This is a genomic window from Halopseudomonas salina (assembly GCF_008641105.1).
The window spans coordinates 473,662-493,376 of sequence record NZ_VTTI01000001.1; the positions used below are offsets into that span (position 1 = coordinate 473,662).

Consider the following 19,715-nt stretch of genomic DNA (forward strand, 5'->3'; position numbering starts at 1 on the left):
CTCGTGCAGTATGAAAACGGTTACCGGGTAGTCAACCTCAAGTGGTCAACGTCCTCAGCAGATTTTTGTAGTCTTCCCTTATGTCTGCATCCATCTCGCGCAGCTCGGCAATCTTTCTTGTGGCGTGCAGTACCGTGGTGTGATCACGGCCGCCAAAGGCATCGCCGATTTCAGGAAGACTATGATTAGTCAGCTCCTTGGACAGCGCCATGGCTACCTGGCGTGGCCTGGCAACCGACCTGGACCGGCGCTTGGACAGCACATCCGACACCTTGATCTTGTAGTACTCGGCCACGGTGCGTTGAATATTGTCGATACTGACCAATTTGTCCTGTAACGCCAGAAGGTCCTTGAGCGATTCACGAATCAACTCGATCGTGATGTCCCTGCCCATGAAGTGAGCGCTGGCGATAACACGCTTCAATGCCCCCTCCAGCTCACGAACGTTTGACCGAATGCGCTGGGCTATAAAAAAAGCGGCATCATGGGGTAAATCCACTCGGGACTGCTCGGCCTTCTTCATAAGAATAGCGACCCGTGTTTCCAGCTCAGGTGGCTCTACAGCAACCGTCAGCCCCCAACCAAATCGGGATTTGAGACGCTCTTCAAGGCCATCGATTTCTTTCGGGTAACGGTCACTGGTGAGGATTACCTGTTGCCCACCCTCAAGCAACGCATTGAAGGTGTGAAAAAACTCTTCCTGGGAACGTTCTTTCTTGGCAAAGAACTGGATATCGTCAATAAGCAACGCATCGACCGAGCGGTAATATCGCTTGAAGTCATTGATCGCATTCATCTGCAACGCTTTAACCATATCGGCGACAAAACGCTCGGAATGGAGATAAACGATCTTGGCAGCAGGATTGCGTTTGAGTAGGTGATTGCCGACCGCATGCATCAGGTGGGTCTTGCCCAGGCCAACTCCGCCATAAAGAAACAACGGGTTGTAGCCGTGTTTGGGATTATCAGCTACCTGCCAAGCTGCAGCTCGGGCCAACTGGTTGGACTTGCCCTCAACAAAATTCTCAAAGGTGAAGCTGCGGTTCAGATAGCTGGTGTGTTTGATAACGGGGGAGCTAGGGCCACCCTGATCCGCGCGTTGTGGCGGGCGCGGATCATCTTCCTCGATCCTTGACCGTTGACCCTGCTCAGGTTGAAACCCCTGGGCAATAACCTGCGTGCGAGGCATCACAGGGGCGCTTGCCGAGCGAAGGGTATCTTCGGAAGCAGCCACAGACTGCGCCGGCTGAGCACGCGGTGTAGGCGCCGCAGAGGCTGCCCTGCGGCTGCCTATAAGAAGAGATACCAGTGGCGCTTGCCCCTGAGACAGATCATCAAGCAGCTCTTGGACCCTGTTCAGGTACTTATCGTTAACCCAGTCGAGAACGAACCTGTTAGGCGCGTAAAGTCTCAGCTCAGCCTGGTCACCATCAACCTGCAACGGTCGGATCCAGGTATTGAACTCTTGGGATGGTAGCTCATCACGCAAAAAATCGATGCATTGCTGCCAGAGTACAACCGACACGTATTCCCCCGGTCCTTCCGTCTGGAACGACATTATTATTGGTCTGACAGGACAGCGCCAAGGGCTGACCTACCGGCTAAATTAAGGGTTCATTCTAGCCTCTAAAGGCCCTACTTATCCACACTCTTACCGCTGGCGTGAGGCACGTGAACCCAGCAACCTGAGGTTATGGTTGGACCGCCAAAGTCCCCGAATAGTCAATGACTGGCGGCATAAGCCGTGTGTACAAGTCATGGTGAGACCTGTTGAAAAGATGCCCAAAAATCTGTGGGTAAAACAGCCTGTGGATATAAAGGCAGGTTATCCACACCCTCCACACACGACTAGCACCCATCCGAACACTGTTTATCTACAATCTTTTAACCTCGCCAAGACAATGAAAAACAAGGAGAAAACTGGGTTACCCACAGAAAACCTGCTGACCATTAGCATTAACATCATCAGTCTTTAAGAAAAGATCTTTTATATATTGTTTTTAATGACATGGAACGCCAAATCGAATTGACCTGCCAAGGGTTATTCTCTAGAATTGCCGGTCCCTTGAAGGGGCTCACTGCTCTGACGCGAATCAATCAGGTATCCCAAGATGAAAAGAACATTTCAACCCAGCGTTTTGAAGCGCAAGCGTAACCACGGTTTCCGTGCTCGCATGGCTACTTCCAACGGTCGCAACGTACTGGCCCGTCGTCGTGCCAAAGGTCGCAAGCGCCTGTCAGCTTAAGACCGGTTGTACTGGTGGACCGCGGATTCAAACCTGAATACAGGCTACTTACGCCTGGGCAATTCAAGCTTGTATTTGATGGTGCCACTCGCAAAGCCTCCGGGCCCTACGTGCTGCTGTTGGCCAGGTCTAACGACCTGGGCCACCCGCGCCTGGGTCTGGTCATTGCCAAGAAAAGTGTCAAACGCGCTGTTGATCGCAATCGGGTCAAACGCATTGCCAGAGAGTCATTCAGGCTGAACAAGTCAGAACTCGGCAATCTCGACATTGTTGTCCTGGCCCGCAAGGGCCTGGGCGAACTTGATAATGCCGCGCTACACGATATGTATAGAGGCATGTGGCGCAAGCTGGCAAAGTCTGCTGACAAGCCACCCCGTTCACGCCATTCCGGACCCCCATCATCCAATGCGTAATCTCGCAGTCGGACTGATCAAGGTTTACCGTTACGCTATCAGTCCCCTGATGGCTAGTCATTGTCGTTTCTATCCTTCCTGTTCCTGCTATGCCCAGGAGGCCATCGAATCACATGGTCTGCTACGCGGCAGCCTGTTGAGCGCGAAACGACTTGGCCGCTGTAATCCCTGGGGCGACGGGGGTTATGATCCCGTACCACCCGCCACTGCCAACCATTCTTCCCAGATGAACAAGCCATGAACATGCAACGAAATATCCTGATAGCTGCTTTGCTCGTGATTACCTATCTCATGGTTCTGCAGTGGAATTCAGACTACGGCCAACCTGAGCTGCCTGAGGCGGTTACCAATCAGCAACCTGCTGATCAGAATCCAGGCTCGGACGTACCCGCAGCGATATCCAACCAGACTGCGGCGGCTTCGGCAGATGATGTGCCCACGGCAGTCGAACCCGGCACTGCCGAAATACCCGATGCGCCTGCCTCCTCACAGGCAAACGGAAACCTTATCAAGGTAGCGACAGATACCTTGCTGGTGGCCATTGACCCACGTGGCGGTGATCTGGTCGATCTGTCCTTGCCCCAATACCCGGTGCGCAAGGATCGTCCAGACCTGCCATTTCCGATTCTGGAACGCTCCGGCGGCATGACTTACGTAGCGCAAAGTGGTCTGACCGGCAAGAATGGCGTTGATGCGCGACCTACAGGTCGCCCTCTGTATACATCCGAGAGTCAGAACTACAGCCTCGGTGATGACGATCAGGTAGTAGTTGACCTGAGCTATGAAGATGCTGGCGTCAGTTATATCAAACGTTTCACCTTTACTCGCGGTCAGTACCTGGTTGATGTCGACTATCTGATTGATAACCAGAGCGGTGAGAGCTGGAGCGGAAATCTCTACGGCCAGATCAAACGCGATGACAGTCCTGATCCCTCAAGCTCCAGCGCCACAGGGATGGCGACTTACCTGGGTGCAGCTTACTGGGCAGCTGATGAGTCCTACACCAAAGTCGATTTTTCCGACATGGACAAGCGTGCTCTGAAAGAAACCGTTGAAGGCGGTTGGGTTGCCTGGCTACAGCATTATTTCGTCAGTGCCTGGGTTCCGCCAGCTGGCCAACAGCATGTGTATCAGACCCGCAAGGATAGTGCTGGCAATTACATCGTCGGCTTCACCAGTCCTGCAACAGTGGTACCAGCCGGCCAACAGGCAAGCATTTCAGCCGATTTTTACGCCGGTCCGAAAATTCAGGATCGATTGGAGGCAATTTCGCCCGGTCTGGAGCTGACCGTTGACTACGGCTTCCTCTGGTGGATCGCACAGCCGCTATTCTGGGTTCTGAGTTTCATTCACGGTTTCGTTGGCAACTGGGGCTGGAGCATCATCCTGCTCACCCTTTTGATCAAACTCGTATTCTTCCCGCTATCGGCCACCAGCTATCGCTCCATGGCCAATATGCGCCGTGTAGCCCCAAAACTGGCCGCGTTGAAGGAACAACACGGCGATGATCGGCAGAAAATGTCCCAGGGCATGATGGAGCTCTATAAGAAGGAGAAGATCAACCCGCTGGGTGGCTGCCTGCCTATCCTGGTTCAGATGCCGGTCTTCATTGCCTTGTACTGGACGTTGATGGAAAGCGTAGAGATGCGTCAGGCCCCCTGGCTTGGCTGGATCACCGACCTGTCACTCAAGGATCCCTATTTCATTCTGCCGATCCTGATGGGCGCGACGATGTTCATTCAACAGCAGTTGAACCCAACGCCGCCTGATCCGATGCAGGCCAAGGTACTCAAGATGCTACCCATAGTGTTTACCTTTTTCTTCCTGTGGTTCCCGGCTGGTCTGGTGCTGTACTGGGTGGTCAACAACATCCTGTCCATTGCACAGCAGTGGTACATTACCAGGCAGATAGAGAAAGGCGCTGCCGCAAAGAACTGACCTCGCAATGGTCCAAGCAAACGCCCCGTAATCGGGGCGTTTTGCTGTAAGCCCAAAAGACAACATATTGGAGATCGCACATGGGCCCCAGTTATCACGTAGATACTATCGCTGCGATCGCAACCCCTCCTGGGCAGGGTGGTGTTGGCATAGTCCGTGTATCCGGGCCTGCAGCGTTACAGATCGCACAACAGATCAGTCGTCTGCAGCCAAAACCCCGACATGCCCATTACGGCACTTTCTGGCAAGGTGACACAGCTCTGGACCAGGGACTGACCCTGTTTTTTCCAGGTCCAAACTCCTTCACTGGCGAAGACGTTCTCGAGCTACAGGGTCACGGCGGTCCCGTGGTGCTGGACCTGTTACTCAAGGCTTGCTTTGACGCTGGTGCCAGACCAGCCCGGCCGGGCGAGTTCAGTGAAAGAGCATTTCTCAACGACAAACTCGACCTGGCTCAGGCAGAAGCCATTGCAGACCTTATCGAAGCCAGTTCAGAACAGGCAGCACGTAATGCCCTGCATTCACTTCAGGGCGCATTTTCAACCCGGGTTCACGGATTGACCGAAGCGTTGATCGGGCTGCGTATCTACGTAGAAGCAGCTATCGACTTTCCTGAGGAAGAGATCGATTTTCTGGCTGATGGCCACGTGCTCGACCAATTACAGGAGATTCGTCAGAGGCTCCGGGAAGTACAGCGTGAGGCGGGCCAGGGCGCCTTACTACGAGACGGGATGACAGTGGTTATTGCGGGGCGCCCCAACGCTGGCAAATCCAGCTTGCTCAATGCACTGGCGGGAAAGGAAAGTGCGATTGTCACGGATATCGCAGGTACCACGCGGGACGTGCTTCGTGAACATATCCACATTGACGGAATGCCGGTGCATATCATCGATACCGCCGGATTGAGAGATACCCAGGACCAGGTAGAGCGCATCGGTGTGGAGCGCGCGATGCAGGCCATCGGTGATGCCGACCGCATTCTGCTGATGGTAGACGCATCCCAACCCGAAGCACGACACCCGGATCAACTCTGGCCTGAATTTCTGACCACTCCACCGGACCCTGCGAAAGTCACACTCGTATTGAACAAGATAGATCTCACAGGACAACCCGTTGGTGAAGAGACATCCCCTGACGGCAGTGTCACCCTGCGTATGAGCGCCCGCAGTGGTGAAGGTGTGGATCTGCTTCGCGAGCACCTTAAAGGCTGCATGGGCTTCACACAGACCAACGAGAGTCTGTTCAGTGCCCGCCGACGACACCTCGAAGCCCTGGAGGATGCCAGTGAGTTGCTAGAGCACGGTCATGCTCAGTTGACCCTGCTTGGAGCAGGCGAACTGCTTGCGGAGGATCTGCGCATGGCTCAGCAAACGCTTGGATCCATAACGGGTGAATTCAGCGCAGATGATTTATTGGGACGGATATTTTCCAGTTTCTGCATCGGGAAATAGTCCATAGGGCTGAAAAGAACCGTTTTCTCACACTTATATTCCTCCATAAAATGCCTATGAGGCCTGTGTATAACTGCCCTTGAGAGGGGGGTCGAAAACTGTGCACAAACGGTCTTTAAAATACCCTGTGTATAAGTCACCTACTTGTACACAGGTTGATCACCGCCCAAGGACCCATCCAGACGCAGGATGCACACAGAGTTTCTTCTTCCTGAAATTACTGTAATAGAAGGGTTTTACGCACTTATCCACAGATATTGGCTTCACCATTAGCATTAACAACATAAAGCTTTTAAAATCTTTTCTTTCTATATTCTATTAATGGATCAGTTGAGCGGAACTACAAACCAGCTGCTCAAAAAATAGCCAATGCAAGGCTGCATTTTTCTGCTTCAGGCCCTATAATCACCGCCCTTTTCCCGACGCCGGCGATTTGCCCGGAACGAGGTCAGCTGTGCAATTTCCAGATAGTTTTGATGTGATCGTAGTAGGTGGTGGTCATGCCGGTACGGAGGCTGCGCTGGCGGCTGCCCGGATGGGCGTGAAAACCCTACTGCTGACCCATAACGTCGAAACCCTCGGACAGATGAGCTGCAACCCGGCGATCGGTGGAATCGGCAAGAGTCACCTGGTCAAGGAAATCGATGCTCTTGGCGGAGCCATGGCCAGAGCAACAGACCTTGCCGGTATCCAGTTCAGAGTATTGAACAGCCGCAAAGGCCCTGCGGTCAGAGCCACGCGGGCTCAGGCAGATCGAATCCTGTACAAGGCAGCCATTCGCGAAATACTCGAGAACCAGCCCAATCTGTGGATATTCCAGCAGGCCTGTGATGACCTGATTGTCGAGAACGATCAGGTGTGCGGCGTTGTGACCCAGATGGGTATGCGTTTTCACGCCAGCAACGTAGTGCTGACCACGGGCACCTTTCTGGGTGGACTAATTCATATTGGTCTGGACAACTATTCCGGCGGTCGCGCCGGCGATCCGCCAGCCACCACTTTGGCCAATCGGCTGCGTGAACTACCGTTACGCGTCGACCGACTCAAGACTGGCACACCTCCTCGCATCGATGGTCGCTCGGTCGATTTCAGCAAAATGACCGCGCAACCGGGTGATTCCCCCTTGCCGGTGATGTCGTTCCTGGGCAAGGTCGAGGAGCATCCGGAGCAGGTCAACTGCTGGATCACCTACACCAACGAGCGGACCCACGAGATCATTCGCAATAACCTCGACCGATCGCCGATGTATACCGGCGTGATCGAAGGTGTGGGCCCACGCTATTGCCCCTCGATCGAAGACAAGATTCACCGTTTCGCTGACAAGAACCAGCATCAGGTGTTCATCGAGCCAGAAGGTCTGACTACCCACGAGCTGTACCCGAACGGTATTTCCACGTCATTGCCCTTCGATGTTCAACTTCAGGTCGTACAATCGATCGAGGGTATGGAGAACGCACATATCCTGCGGCCCGGCTACGCGATCGAGTACGACTACTTCAACCCACAGGATCTGAAGTACTCGCTGGAAACCAAGGTCATCGGGGGGTTGTTTTTCGCCGGGCAGATCAATGGCACAACCGGCTACGAAGAAGCGGCCGCCCAGGGCTTGTTGGCCGGTATGAACGCGGCACGGCGGGCAACTGACCAGGAGGCCTGGTGCCCGCGCCGGGACGAAGCCTACATCGGTGTGCTGGTGGATGATCTGATCACCATGGGTACCCGCGAGCCCTATCGAATGTTTACTTCACGGGCCGAATACCGTCTGGTGCTGCGCGAGGATAACGCGGACCTGCGCCTGACCGAAAAGGGCCGTGAGCTGGGCCTGGTTGATGATCATCGCTGGGCTGTATTCAGCGCCAAGCGCGAAGCGATTGATCTCGAGCATCAGCGCCTGCGCAGCACCTGGGTTCAGCCTACCAGCGACGTTGGCAAGGCCTTCGCCGAAAAATTCGCGACACCCCTTACCCACGAATACAGTCTGCTTGATTTATTGCGTCGCCCTGAAGTTGACTACCACGCCCTGTGCGAACTGACAGGCAAGGTTGATATTCCTGCTGACGCTGCGGAACAAGTCGAGATTCATACCAAGTACGCCGGTTATATCGAGCGTCAGCAGGACGAGATCAACCGTCTGCGTCAACATGAACAGACCACTATTCCCGACAGCCTGGATTACCTTGCACTGAATGGGTTGTCCAACGAGATAAAACACAAGCTCGCAGACATACGGCCCCAGACACTGGGGCAGGCTTCGCGTATCCCTGGTGTCACACCCGCTGCCGTCAGCCTGTTGCTGATTCATCTGAAAAAGCGCAGTGCGGCTGGCAGCAGCCTCATGCGCGAGGCCTGATTGCGATGACTGATCACGCTACAGAGCTGGCCAATGGTGCCGCCGAGCTGGGCATAGCCCTGAGTGATACCCAGAGTCGCCAGCTGCTTGAATATCTTGCGCTGCTGCACAAATGGAACAAGGCCTATAATCTCACTGCGGTACGTGACCCGGATGAAATGGTCAGTCGGCATCTGCTTGATAGCTTGAGTATTCTTCCCTTCGTTGACGGTCAGCATTGGCTCGACGTAGGGAGCGGGGGCGGCATGCCCGGGATCATATTGACCATCATGAGACCTGATATTCGTTTCATGCTGCTCGATAGCAACGGCAAGAAAACCCGTTTTCTTACCCAGGTCAAGCTTGAGCTGGGGCTGGAAAATCTGAAGGTGACCCAAGGCAGGGTTGAAGCCTTTCAGACCGATACCGCCTTTGATGGTATTGTTTCCCGAGCTTTCAGTTCGCTGGCGGATTTTACCCAGATGACTCGGCACTTGAGTCACGCTGAAACCCGCTGGCTGGCGATGAAAGGACAATACCCGGAAGAGGAGCTAGCAGCCCTGCCGGTCGATTTCGAAGTGGATCGCAGTAGCCGCTTGACGGTACCTGGTTGCCAGGGGCACCGTCACCTGCTGATACTGCGGCGCCTGGTTCAGGCGGTGAACGGATAGGAGGTCGTTGTGGGCAAGGTATTGGCAATAGCCAACCAGAAGGGCGGTGTCGGCAAGACCACCACCTGCATCAACCTGGCTGCTTCATTGGCAGCAACCAAACGCAAGGTTCTGTTGGTGGATCTCGATCCACAGGGTAACGCTACCATGGGTAGCGGCATCGACAAGGCTGGGCTGGAAAATTCGGTATACGAACTGCTTACCGATCGTTGCGATTTCAAGCAGGCGGTACAGCGCTCGGATAATGGTGGTTATGATCTCTTACCGGCCAACGGTGACCTGACAGCCGCTGAAGTCGAATTGCTGGCAATGAAAATGAAGGAAAGCCGATTGCGCTACGCGCTCGCTTCCGCCCGCAACGACTATGACTTTGTACTCATCGATTGTCCGCCTTCGCTTAACATGCTGACTGTCAATGGACTGGTCGCTGCCGATGCGGTGATCATTCCGATGCAATGTGAGTACTACGCCCTGGAAGGTCTGTCAGCTCTGGTCAATACCATTGAGCGTATCGCGTCAGTGCTCAACCCCAGTTTGCAGATCGAGGGACTACTACGGACCATGTACGATCCGCGCAACAGTCTGACACTCGACGTATCGGCTCAATTGACCAATCACTTTGGTGACAAACTCTACCAAACGGTTATTCCGCGTAATGTGCGTCTGGCCGAGGCACCCAGTTTCGGCATGCCTGCATTGAGCTATGACAAGCAGTCCCGGGGCGCCGTCGCCTATCTTGCCCTGGCAGGTGAGGTGGTGCGGCGCAACAAGCAGGCAGCCCGGGCAGCAGCCCTGGCCAACGCGAACGACTAATCGAAAAAGGACAATAGACGCATGGCGGTCAAGAAACGCGGCTTGGGGCGGGGACTCGATGCATTGCTGGGCCAGCCTGGAAATACCGGGCAGGAAGCAGAAAGCAAGGAACAGCAACTCAAGGATCTGCCGGTTGATCTGATCCAGCGCGGTAAATACCAGCCGCGACGGGACATGGATCCACAGGCACTTGAAGAGTTGGCCAACTCGATCCGCGTCCAGGGCGTCATGCAGCCTATTGTGGTGCGCCCGATTGCCGATGGCCGTTATGAGATCATTGCTGGTGAGCGCCGTTGGCGCGCTACGCAGCAGGCTGGACTTGATACCATTCCAGCGGTAATCCGCGATGTGCCCGACGAAGCTGCCATAGCCATGGCTCTGATCGAGAACATCCAGCGTGAGGACCTCAATCCGATCGAAGAGGGTATCGCCCTCCAGCGCTTGCAGCAGGAGTTCGAATTGACCCAGCAGCAGGTCGCCGACGCGGTGGGTAAGTCTCGCGTCACCATCACCAATTTGTTGCGGCTGATGTCTCTTCCCGATGAGGTCAAATTACTTCTCGAGCGTGGTGACCTGGAAATGGGGCATGCTCGCGCACTGCTAGGCCTTCCTGCCGAGCAGCAGACCCAAGCCGCACGCCAGGTTGTAGCCAAGGGACTGACTGTAAGACAGACCGAAGCACTGGTGCGGCAATGGCTCAACCCCCGCCGTGAGCCCGGTGACACTCGAGTAAACCCCGACATAGAGCGTCTGGAACAGGACCTGGCGGAACGTATTGGCGCCTCTGTCAGCATCCAACACGGGGCCAAGGGCAAGGGCAAGCTGGTAATCAGTTACGGTTCCCTGGACGAGCTCGACGGCGTTCTTATGCACATCAAGTGAGGCCTAACCGGCCAACCTTGGCGGATACCGCGGCATTTGGCCGGTTGCTGTTGAACCTGATCTTTTTTCAACCTATACTCCTCGCGCTATTTTAGCTGGTGTAAATGCACCAGTGTGTTGCACACAGCGACTCGAAAAGAAGCGAGAGGTAATCATTGCGAGGCGGGTGGATGGACGCAAGAACGCCCAACAAAACGCCGTTTCGCCAGTTACCCGCCTTTCCGGTGCTGAGTATGCAATGCGCGGTTGCCTTGATGGCAGCTCTGACCCTGTGGATTTTCCAGGGTTATGTGGCCGGATATTCCGGTTTGCTCGGGGGGCTTGTTGCTCTGCTCCCCAATGCCTATTTTGCCTACCGGGTGTACCGCTACAGCGGAGCCCGGTCGGCGCGGGTCATCGTCAAGGAGTTTTACTCCGGCGAGGCCGGCAAGCTTATTTTGACAGCCGCACTTTTTGTGCTGGTGTGGGTAGGTGTTGAGCCCCTTGAGCCGACCGCGGTTTTTGCCGGTTATCTCGCGGTACTGGCAGTAGGGGCCAGCGCTCTACTCATCGTCCGACGTTTTCAAAAGCATTGAGTTAGAGGCAAATATGGCAACTTCTTCAGCGGATTATATCCAGCACCATTTGCAGAACCTGACTTACGGCAAGCTGCCGGCCGGGTATGAGCGATACGACGGCAGTGTTGTGCAGGAAGCGACGTGGACGCTGGCCAAGAGCGGCGCGGAAGCGACCGATATGGGCTTCATGGCTTTTCACATTGATACCCTGGGTTGGTCGGTATTCATGGGTCTGGTCTTTCTGTTCATCTTCCGTAGCGTTGCCAAAAAGGCTACCGCGGGTATTCCCGGCAAGACCCAGAACGTGGTCGAAATGGTGGTTGAATTCGTCCAGGGTGTGGTGAAGGATACTTTCCACGGCCGCAATGCTCTGGTCGCGCCTCTGGCCCTGACGATTTTTGTCTGGGTATTTTTGATGAACTCGTTGAAGTGGATTCCGGTTGACTACATACCGGGTCTGGCCAAGGCCCTGGGTCTGGAATACTTCAAGATCGTTCCAACAGCAGATCCTAACGGTACTTTTGGTATCTCCCTGGGTGTGTTCATCCTGATTATCTTCTATAGCTTCAAGGTGAAGGGCTTCGGTGGCTTCATCAAGGAACTATCATTCACGCCGTTCAAGCATTGGGCTCTGATTCCCTTCAACCTGTTCCTTGAAATTCTCGGCCTGCTGACCAAGCCGTTGAGCCTGGCGCTACGACTCTTCGGTAACATGTATGCCGGTGAAGTGGTGTTTATTCTGATCGCTCTGTTACCCTTCTACCTCCAGTGGGGGCTGAACGTGCCATGGGCCATCTTCCATATTCTTGTAATTCCGCTGCAGGCCTTCATCTTCATGGTGCTGACTGTGGTGTATCTGAGTGCTGCTCATGAGGATGCTCACTGACGCACTCGAACCGTGTTCAATCAATAACTAACCTTGAACTGCAACCTTGAACTTTAGGAGTAATTATGGAACTCGTAATCATGTCTGCCGCTATCATGATCGGTCTGGGCGCACTGGGTACTGGTATTGGCTTCGCCCTGTTGGGTGGCAAGCTGCTGGAATCTACTGCACGTCAGCCTGAGCTTGGCCCGCAGCTGCAAACCAAGACCTTCCTGATGGCCGGTCTGCTCGACGCCGTGCCGATGATCGGTGTTGGTATCGCGATGTACCTGATCTTCGTTGTTGCCCCTGGCGTTGCCGCTTAATCCAGTTTGATCTTCGGCGAGGCTGCTTCTGGTAAGTGCCTCGCCGAAAAATCATCTGGATCGACACATCCGGGACTCAACGAATAGCACGAGGTAAATCGCTGTGAATATTAATCTGACGCTGTTTGGTCAAACGATTGCCTTCGCTATTTTTGTCTGGTTCACCATGAAGTATGTATGGCCACCGATTACGCAGGCCATGCAGGAACGCCAGAAAAAAATCGCCGAAGGCCTGGATGCGGCTGGCCGCGCCCAGCGTGACCTGGATCTAGCCCAGGAGAAAGCTTCCCAGACCCTGCGTGAGACCAAGGAACAGGCTACTCAGATCATCGAGCAAGCCAACAAGAGTGCCAACCTCATTGTCGAGGAAGCGAAAGACACGGCACGTTCCGAAGGTGAACGCCTGATCACAGCCGCCAAGGCTGAGATCGAACAGGAAGTAAATCGCGCCAAGGATGAACTCCGTGCCCAGGTAGCCGTGCTGGCTGTCAAGGGTGCCGAGCAGATTCTGGAGTCCGAAGTGGATTCCAAGGCACACAGTGAGCTGGTTAACAAACTGGCCGCACAACTCTAAGCGAGGCGAGCGATGGCTACTATCAACACGCTAGCTCGACCTTATGCGAAAGCAGCGTTCGAGTTCGCTTCTTCCGCCAACGCGCTGGATGCCTGGTCGGGCATGCTGGCGTTGGCGGCTGCGGCGGTCGAGGATGAGGCTTTTGCTCAGAGGATGCGCAATCCCGGTTTGACCGATGAGCGCAAGGCGGAAGACCTGCTCATGGTGTGCGAGGGTCATATCGACGAAGGGTTTGGCAATTTTGTCAAAACCCTGGCCGAGCATGACCGTTTGCCCTTGATCCCGGTAATTGCCGAGCTTTATGAGCAACACAAGGCAGAACACGATCGGAGCATAGTGGTCGAGGTGGAATCCGCCTTCGAGCTGAGCGACGATCAACAGAAAACGCTGGCAACCGCATTAACCAAGCGGTTAGACCGGACAGTAACTCCTCATGTGACCATCAACCCGGCCTTGATCGGCGGTGTGTTGATTCGTGCGGGTGACCTGGTCATCGACGGTTCGGTCCGCGGCAAGCTGGATAAGCTGGCCGAGGCGTTGAAATCCTGATTTGAGGGACATGGCATGCAGCAATTGAATCCTTCCGAAATTAGCGAAATTATCAAGCAGCGCATCGAGAAACTCGATGTGTCTTCGCAGGCCCGGAACGTGGGCACCATCGTCAGCGTTTCTGACGGTATCGTGCGCATTCACGGCCTTGCTGATGTGATGTACGGTGAAATGATCGAGTTTCCCGGTGGTGTATACGGTATGGCACTGAACCTGGAGCAGGACTCCGTGGGTTCGGTGGTACTGGGTGACTACCTGGGTCTCGCCGAGGGCATGACCGCCAAATGTACCGGTCGTATTCTTGAAGTCCCTGTAGGTCCGGAATTGCTCGGGCGCGTTGTTGACGCTCTGGGCAACCCGATCGACGGTAAGGGCGTAATCGACGCCAAGTTGACTGACGCAGTCGAGAAAGTGGCGCCGGGCGTGATCTGGCGTAAGTCGGTAGACCAGCCGGTTCAGACCGGCTACAAGTCAATCGACGCCATGATCCCGATCGGCCGTGGCCAGCGTGAGCTGATCATTGGTGACCGTCAGACTGGTAAGACGGCGATTGCGATCGACGCGATCATCAACCAGAAAGATTCCGGTATCAAGTGTGTGTACGTGGCTATCGGTCAGAAGCAGTCGACCATCGCCAACGTGGTGCGTAAGCTGGAAGAGAACGGCGCGATGAGCAACACCATCGTAGTCGCGGCATCGGCTTCCGAGCCGGCAGCCCTGCAGTTCCTGGCTCCCTACGCCGGCTGCACCATGGGTGAGTACTTCCGTGACCGCGGCGAAGATGCACTGATCATCTATGATGACCTGTCCAAGCAAGCTGTGGCTTATCGTCAGATCTCCCTGCTCCTGCGCCGTCCGCCAGGTCGTGAAGCCTATCCCGGTGACGTGTTCTATCTCCACAGTCGTTTGCTGGAGCGTGCATCGCGCATTTCCGAAGACTATGTAGAGAAGCTCACCAACGGTGAAGTCAAAGGCAAGACCGGTTCCCTGACGGCTCTGCCGATCATTGAAACGCTGGCTGGTGACGTATCTGCTTTCGTTCCGACCAACGTGATTTCGATCACTGACGGTCAGATCTTCCTGGAATCCAACCTGTTCAACGCGGGTATCCGTCCGGCCGTAAACGCTGGTGTATCGGTATCTCGTGTAGGTGGTGCAGCGCAGACCAAGATCATCAAGAAGCTGTCCGGTGGTATTCGTACCGCTCTGGCACAGTATCGTGAACTGGCAGCTTTCGCCCAGTTTGCTTCGGACCTCGATGAGGCTACCCGCAAGCAGTTGGAGCACGGTCAGCGCGTTACCGAACTGATGAAGCAGGGCCAGTACGCGCCCATGTCGGTTGCCGAAATGGCTATCGTGTTGTACGCAGCTGAGAAGGGTTTCCTGACCGACGTCGAGATGAACAAGATCGGCTCGTTCGAGAAGGGTCTGCTGGCCTACTTCAAGCGCGACAAGGCTGATCTGGTTGCCAAGATCAATGAGAAGGGCGACTACAACGACGAGATCGAAGCCGGTATCAAGTCTGGCATCGAGAACTTCAAGGCGACCCAGAGCTGGTAAGCCGATTGCGGGGTCTGACATCGTCAGGCTCCGCTTCGTGCGATCTGGCCGCAGGCTAACCTGAAAGGTGAGACATGGCAGGCGCAAAAGAGATACGCGGTAAAATTTCGAGTATCAAGAGTACTCAGAAGATCACCAGCGCCATGGAGAAAGTGGCGGTAAGCAAGATGCGCAAGGCACAACAGCGCATGGCTTCCAGCCGTCCCTACGCTGAGCGTATCCGTCAGGTTATTGGCCATCTGGCCAATGCCAATCCCGAGTATCGTCACCCCTTCATGCAAGAGCGTGAAGTGAAAAGGGTGGGTTACATCGTGGTAAGTACGGATCGTGGTCTGTGCGGGGGCCTGAACACCAACCTGTTCAAGGCTCTTATCACGAACATGAAAGAGTGGCGTGACCGTAACGTCGAAACCGAGTTGTGCGTGATTGGCAGCAAGGGCGCGACGTTCTTCCGTAGCTACGGCGGCAATGTGGTCGCGGCGATCAGCAACCTGGGTGAACAGCCCTCGCTGAACGATCTCATCGGCAGCGTCAAGGTAATGCTTGACGGCTACAACGAGGGTCGTATCGATCGTCTGTATCTGGTCTCCAACGCATTCGTCAACACCATGGTGCAACAGCCCAAGGTGGAGCAGATGATTCCGTTGGTTCCTGCTGACAAAGAGGAACTCAAAGGGCATTGGGACTACGTTTACGAGCCTGACGCCAACGAGCTGCTCGATGGGTTGTTGACCCGTTATATCGAGTCGCAGGTGTATCAGGCAGTGATCGAGAACAACGCCAGCGAGCAGGCGGCACGTATGATCGCGATGAAGAATGCGACTGACAATGCGGGCGATATCATCGACAGCCTGCAGCTTATCTACAACAAGGCTCGTCAGTCAGCGATCACCCAGGAAATTTCGGAAATCGTCGGCGGCGCCGCCGCGGTCTCTTGAGACCCGGCCAGACGATAGCGGTTTCATACCACTTTAGAGGAACCAAACATGAGTAGCGGACGTATCGTTCAAATCATCGGTGCCGTCATCGACGTGGAATTCCCACGCGAAGGCGTGCCGAAGGTGTATGACGCGTTGCTGGTTGACGACAAGGGTCTGACCCTGGAAGTTCAGCAGCAGCTCGGTGATGGCATTGTACGTACCATCGCCATGGGTACCACCGAAGGTGTCAAGCGCGGCCTGACCGTAAGCAGCACCGGCGCAGCCATTTCCGTACCAGTTGGGGTCAAGACCCTGGGCCGGATCATGGACGTGCTGGGTAACCCGATTGATGAAGCCGGCCCGATTGGCGAAGAAGAGCGCTGGGGTATTCACCGCCCTGCACCTTCCTACGCGGAACAGGCCAGCTCTAACGAACTGCTGGAAACCGGCATCAAGGTTATCGACCTGATCTGCCCGTTCGCCAAAGGCGGTAAAGTAGGTCTGTTCGGTGGTGCCGGTGTAGGTAAAACCGTAAACATGATGGAGTTGATCCGTAACATCGCGATCGAGCACAGCGGTTATTCCGTATTCGCCGGTGTTGGTGAGCGTACTCGTGAGGGTAACGACTTCTATCACGAGATGAAGGACTCCAACGTACTGGACAAGGTAGCTCTGGTTTACGGTCAGATGAACGAGCCGCCGGGTAACCGTCTGCGCGTAGCCCTGACTGGTCTGACCATGGCCGAGAAGTTCCGTGACGAGGGTCGTGACGTACTGTTGTTCATTGACAACATCTACCGTTACACCCTGGCCGGTACCGAGGTATCTGCACTGCTGGGTCGTATGCCTTCAGCGGTAGGTTACCAGCCGACTCTGGCCGAGGAGATGGGTGTTCTGCAGGAGCGTATTACCTCCACCAAGCAGGGCTCCATTACCTCGATCCAGGCGGTATACGTACCAGCCGACGACTTGACCGACCCCTCCCCAGCCACCACCTTCGCCCACCTTGACGCGACCGTGGTACTGTCCCGTGATATCGCCTCCCTGGGTATCTACCCTGCGGTTGATCCTCTGGACTCCACTTCCCGTCAGCTGGATCCCCAGGTGATTGGTCAGGAGCACTACGATACCGCTCGCGGCGTACAGTATGTTCTGCAGCGCTACAAAGAGCTGAAGGACATCATCGCGATTCTGGGTATGGACGAATTGTCCGAAGAAGACAAGCAACTGGTAGCCCGCGCTCGTAAGATCCAGCGTTACCTGTCACAGCCCTTCTTCGTTGCCGAAGTCTTTACTGGTGCACCGGGCAAGTACGTTTCGCTCAAGGACACCATCCGTGCCTTCAAGGGCATCTTGGATGGCGAGTTCGACCACCTGCCCGAGCAGGCGTTCTACATGGTCGGCACCATCGATGAAGCCATCGAGAAAGCGAAGAAAATGTAATGCTAGCGCCCGCGCAAGCGGGCGCAGAATCGAGGCAATGAAATGGCTATGACAGTGCACTGCGATATCGTTAGCGCGGAAGAAGAGCTGTTTTCAGGCCTGGTTGAAATGGTCGTCGCACACGGCAATATGGGTGATCTGGGCATTCTGCCAGGTCACACGCCGTTGCTCACCGACCTCAAGCCGGGCCCGGTTCGGGTGATCAAGCAGGATCGCAGCGAAGAGGTGTTCTACATCTCTGGCGGGTTCATCGAGATTCAGCCGAGCATGGTCAAGGTGCTTGCCGACACGGCTATCCGTGCTGGTGACATCGACGAGGCCGCAGCAGTAGAGGCGAAAAAAGCCGCTGAAGCAGCTCTCAGTGACAAGGGTGCCGAGTTTGATTATGGCTCAGCCTCCGCACGTCTTGCCGAGGCCGCAGCCCAGCTGCGTACCGTGCAGGAACTGCGCAAGAAATACGGCGGACCAGCGATCAACAATCGCTGAGTCAGTCGGTAATAAAAAAGGCAGCTTCGGCTGCCTTTTTTTTTAGCCGCAAGCCGCAAGCCCCAAGCCCCAAGCTTCAAGCTTCAAGCAGTCCCGGCGAATCGGGTTCTTTCGCGTTGTCTGCCAGAAAGAGCTTGACGGGGACAAGCGCAACCCCAAACTGTTAACGCTTGCAGCTTGCAGCTTGCAGCTTGCAGCTTGCAGCTTGCAGCTTGCAGCTTGCAGCTTGCAGCTTGCAGCTTGCAGCTTGCAGCTTTGCTATCATCTCCTTACTTTTATCCAGCTATGGTTCCCCTATGATATTGGACATCGTCATTCTCGCTGCCGGACAAGGCACCCGTATGCGCTCTGCGCTTCCCAAGGTTCTTCACCCCGTGGCAGGCAAGCCCATGCTGGGGCACGTCATTGACTGCGCCAGGGCGTTATCGCCACGCCATATTCACGTGGTCATTGGTCATGGCGCGGAGAAGGTACGCGAGACTCTGGGCGCTGACGATCTGAACTGGGTATTGCAGGGTGAGCAGTTGGGTACCGGCCACGCGGTAGCACAGGCGATACCCCATACGAAAGGGGCAGATCAGATACTGGTGCTCTACGGAGATGTACCCCTGCTCAGAAGCAGCACTCTGCGTCGCCTCAGTGAGCAAGCCGGTCAGAACACCCTGGGTCTGCTTACAGTGACCATGGATGACCCTACCGGTTACGGTCGTATCGTGCGCAATCCCGCTGGGGAGGTTCAGTCGATCGTCGAGCAGAAGGATGCCAGCGCTGAGCACCTGCTGATTACCGAGGCCAACACCGGGATCATGGCATTGCCGGGCGCCCACGCGGCAGACTGGCTTAACAGTCTCTCCAACGACAACGCCCAGGGCGAATACTATCTGACCGATGTGGTGGCGCTCGCCGTTGGAAGCAAGACAGGGATCGAGGTCGCGCAGCCAGAGGACGAAGTCGAAGTCATGGGCGCCAACAATCGTCAACAGCTGTCTGTGCTTGAGCGCGCCATCCAGAGCCGCGAAGCGCTGCGACTGATGACAGAAGGTGTCACCCTGGCGGACCCCGGCCGTCTGGATGTGCGCGGAACGGTGACTGTAGGTCGCGATATTTTTCTGGATATCAATGTGGTGCTGGAAGGCCAGGTGACCATCGAGGATAACGTTGAAATCGGGCCGAACTGTGTGATCCGCAACAGTGTGGTACGCAGGGGCACAGTGATCAAGGCGTTCAGCCATCTGGATGGCGCAGAGGTTGGCGATGAATGTGACATCGGACCTTATGCGCGCTTGCGGCCGGGTACCGTCATGGAGCGGGGGGCCAAGGTCGGCAATTTCGTTGAAACCAAGAAGACCACTATAGGCACTGGCTCGAAGATCAATCACTTGTCCTATGTCGGTGATGCCTTGATTGGCGAGCAGGTGAATATTGGCGCGGGCACTATCACCTGCAACTATGATGGCGTGAACAAGTTTGTGACCGAAATAGGCGACCGGGTCTTCATAGGTTCCAATACCGCATTGGTGGCACCTGTCAAAGTGGGAGCCGGTGCCACGACCGGGGCAGGGTCGACAATTACGCAGGACGTACCTGCAGGCGCACTGGCGGTTGCCCGTACCCGCCAGCGTGCCATCGAGAATTGGCAACGTCCGGTAAAAAAAGCCGACTGATTCTGGTCAGTACTCTCTGGTCGGAAAT

20 protein-coding genes are annotated in these 19,715 nt (G+C 55.3%); 19 read left to right on the forward strand and 1 reads right to left on the reverse strand.

Annotation, left to right across the window (positions count from 1 at the left end; translation table 11 throughout):
* Positions 1-37 precede the first annotated feature (37 nt).
* Positions 38-1,558, reverse strand: a complete 1,521-nt coding sequence (dnaA, locus tag FZF01_RS02105; RefSeq protein ID WP_373286423.1) for a chromosomal replication initiator protein DnaA — start codon at positions 1,556-1,558, stop codon at positions 38-40.
* A gap of 553 nt (positions 1,559-2,111) precedes the next feature.
* On the opposite strand from dnaA, the gene rpmH reads away from it, so the two are divergent.
* The 19 genes from rpmH to glmU all read left to right on the forward strand — a co-directional run bounded on the left by rpmH (position 2,112) and on the right by glmU (position 19,687).
* Positions 2,112-2,246 carry a 50S ribosomal protein L34 gene (gene rpmH, locus FZF01_RS02110; protein WP_150276439.1) on the forward strand — a complete coding sequence of 45 codons (135 nt, stop codon included), beginning with the start codon at positions 2,112-2,114 and terminating at the stop codon, positions 2,244-2,246.
* Between the two features lie 11 nt (positions 2,247-2,257).
* Positions 2,258-2,659 (forward strand): ribonuclease P protein component, encoded by a 402-nt coding sequence (gene rnpA, locus FZF01_RS02115; RefSeq protein ID WP_150276721.1) that lies wholly within the window; start codon positions 2,258-2,260, stop codon positions 2,657-2,659.
* A complete protein-coding gene (gene yidD, locus FZF01_RS02120; RefSeq protein ID WP_223825354.1) occupies positions 2,652-2,900 on the forward strand; it encodes a membrane protein insertion efficiency factor YidD in 249 nt (82 codons plus the stop codon). The genes rnpA and yidD overlap by 8 nt, the downstream gene beginning before the upstream one ends.
* On the forward strand, positions 2,897-4,597 hold the full coding sequence (gene yidC, locus FZF01_RS02125; RefSeq protein WP_150276441.1) for a membrane protein insertase YidC: 1,701 nt from the start codon (positions 2,897-2,899) through the stop codon (positions 4,595-4,597). Before yidD ends, yidC begins: the two co-directional genes overlap by 4 nt.
* 80 nt (positions 4,598-4,677) lie before the next feature.
* A complete protein-coding gene (gene mnmE, locus FZF01_RS02130; protein WP_150276442.1) occupies positions 4,678-6,048 on the forward strand; it encodes a tRNA uridine-5-carboxymethylaminomethyl(34) synthesis GTPase MnmE in 1,371 nt (456 codons plus the stop codon).
* A gap of 454 nt (positions 6,049-6,502) precedes the next feature.
* Positions 6,503-8,398, forward strand: coding sequence for a tRNA uridine-5-carboxymethylaminomethyl(34) synthesis enzyme MnmG (mnmG, locus tag FZF01_RS02135; RefSeq protein WP_150276443.1), 1,896 nt, complete (start codon positions 6,503-6,505; stop codon positions 8,396-8,398).
* Positions 8,399-8,403: 5 nt separating this feature from the next.
* Positions 8,404-9,048 (forward strand): 16S rRNA (guanine(527)-N(7))-methyltransferase RsmG, encoded by a 645-nt coding sequence (gene rsmG / locus FZF01_RS02140; RefSeq protein WP_150276444.1) that lies wholly within the window; start codon positions 8,404-8,406, stop codon positions 9,046-9,048.
* A 9-nt stretch (positions 9,049-9,057) separates the two neighbouring features.
* On the forward strand, positions 9,058-9,861 hold the full coding sequence (locus FZF01_RS02145; protein WP_150276445.1) for a ParA family protein: 804 nt from the start codon (positions 9,058-9,060) through the stop codon (positions 9,859-9,861).
* Between the two features lie 21 nt (positions 9,862-9,882).
* The gene (locus FZF01_RS02150) at positions 9,883-10,743 is read left to right on the forward strand and encodes a ParB/RepB/Spo0J family partition protein (protein ID WP_150276446.1); all 861 of its coding nucleotides are present in this window, start codon (positions 9,883-9,885) and stop codon (positions 10,741-10,743) included.
* Between the two features lie 170 nt (positions 10,744-10,913).
* On the forward strand, positions 10,914-11,318 hold the full coding sequence (locus FZF01_RS02155) for a F0F1 ATP synthase subunit I (protein ID WP_150276447.1): 405 nt from the start codon (positions 10,914-10,916) through the stop codon (positions 11,316-11,318).
* Positions 11,319-11,331: 13 nt separating this feature from the next.
* Positions 11,332-12,186, forward strand: coding sequence for a F0F1 ATP synthase subunit A (atpB, locus tag FZF01_RS02160; RefSeq protein ID WP_150276448.1), 855 nt, complete (start codon positions 11,332-11,334; stop codon positions 12,184-12,186).
* Between the two features lie 65 nt (positions 12,187-12,251).
* Positions 12,252-12,491 carry a F0F1 ATP synthase subunit C gene (gene atpE, locus FZF01_RS02165; RefSeq protein ID WP_150276449.1) on the forward strand — a complete coding sequence of 80 codons (240 nt, stop codon included), beginning with the start codon at positions 12,252-12,254 and terminating at the stop codon, positions 12,489-12,491.
* 103 nt (positions 12,492-12,594) lie between these two features.
* On the forward strand, positions 12,595-13,065 hold the full coding sequence (locus tag FZF01_RS02170; protein ID WP_150276450.1) for a F0F1 ATP synthase subunit B: 471 nt from the start codon (positions 12,595-12,597) through the stop codon (positions 13,063-13,065).
* A 12-nt stretch (positions 13,066-13,077) separates the two neighbouring features.
* Entirely contained in the window at positions 13,078-13,614 is a 537-nt protein-coding gene (locus FZF01_RS02175; protein WP_150276451.1) for a F0F1 ATP synthase subunit delta, read from the forward strand.
* A 15-nt stretch (positions 13,615-13,629) separates the two neighbouring features.
* Positions 13,630-15,174 carry a F0F1 ATP synthase subunit alpha gene (gene atpA, locus FZF01_RS02180; protein WP_150276452.1) on the forward strand — a complete coding sequence of 515 codons (1,545 nt, stop codon included), beginning with the start codon at positions 13,630-13,632 and terminating at the stop codon, positions 15,172-15,174.
* Positions 15,175-15,248: 74 nt separating this feature from the next.
* The gene (atpG, locus tag FZF01_RS02185) at positions 15,249-16,112 is read left to right on the forward strand and encodes a F0F1 ATP synthase subunit gamma (RefSeq protein WP_150276453.1); all 864 of its coding nucleotides are present in this window, start codon (positions 15,249-15,251) and stop codon (positions 16,110-16,112) included.
* A 48-nt stretch (positions 16,113-16,160) separates the two neighbouring features.
* On the forward strand, positions 16,161-17,537 hold the full coding sequence (gene atpD, locus FZF01_RS02190; RefSeq protein WP_150276454.1) for a F0F1 ATP synthase subunit beta: 1,377 nt from the start codon (positions 16,161-16,163) through the stop codon (positions 17,535-17,537).
* Positions 17,538-17,579: 42 nt separating this feature from the next.
* Positions 17,580-18,023, forward strand: coding sequence for a F0F1 ATP synthase subunit epsilon (locus tag FZF01_RS02195; RefSeq protein WP_150276455.1), 444 nt, complete (start codon positions 17,580-17,582; stop codon positions 18,021-18,023).
* Between the two features lie 296 nt (positions 18,024-18,319).
* The gene (gene glmU, locus FZF01_RS02200; protein WP_150276456.1) at positions 18,320-19,687 is read left to right on the forward strand and encodes a bifunctional UDP-N-acetylglucosamine diphosphorylase/glucosamine-1-phosphate N-acetyltransferase GlmU; all 1,368 of its coding nucleotides are present in this window, start codon (positions 18,320-18,322) and stop codon (positions 19,685-19,687) included.
* The last annotated feature ends 28 nt before the right edge of the window (positions 19,688-19,715 follow it).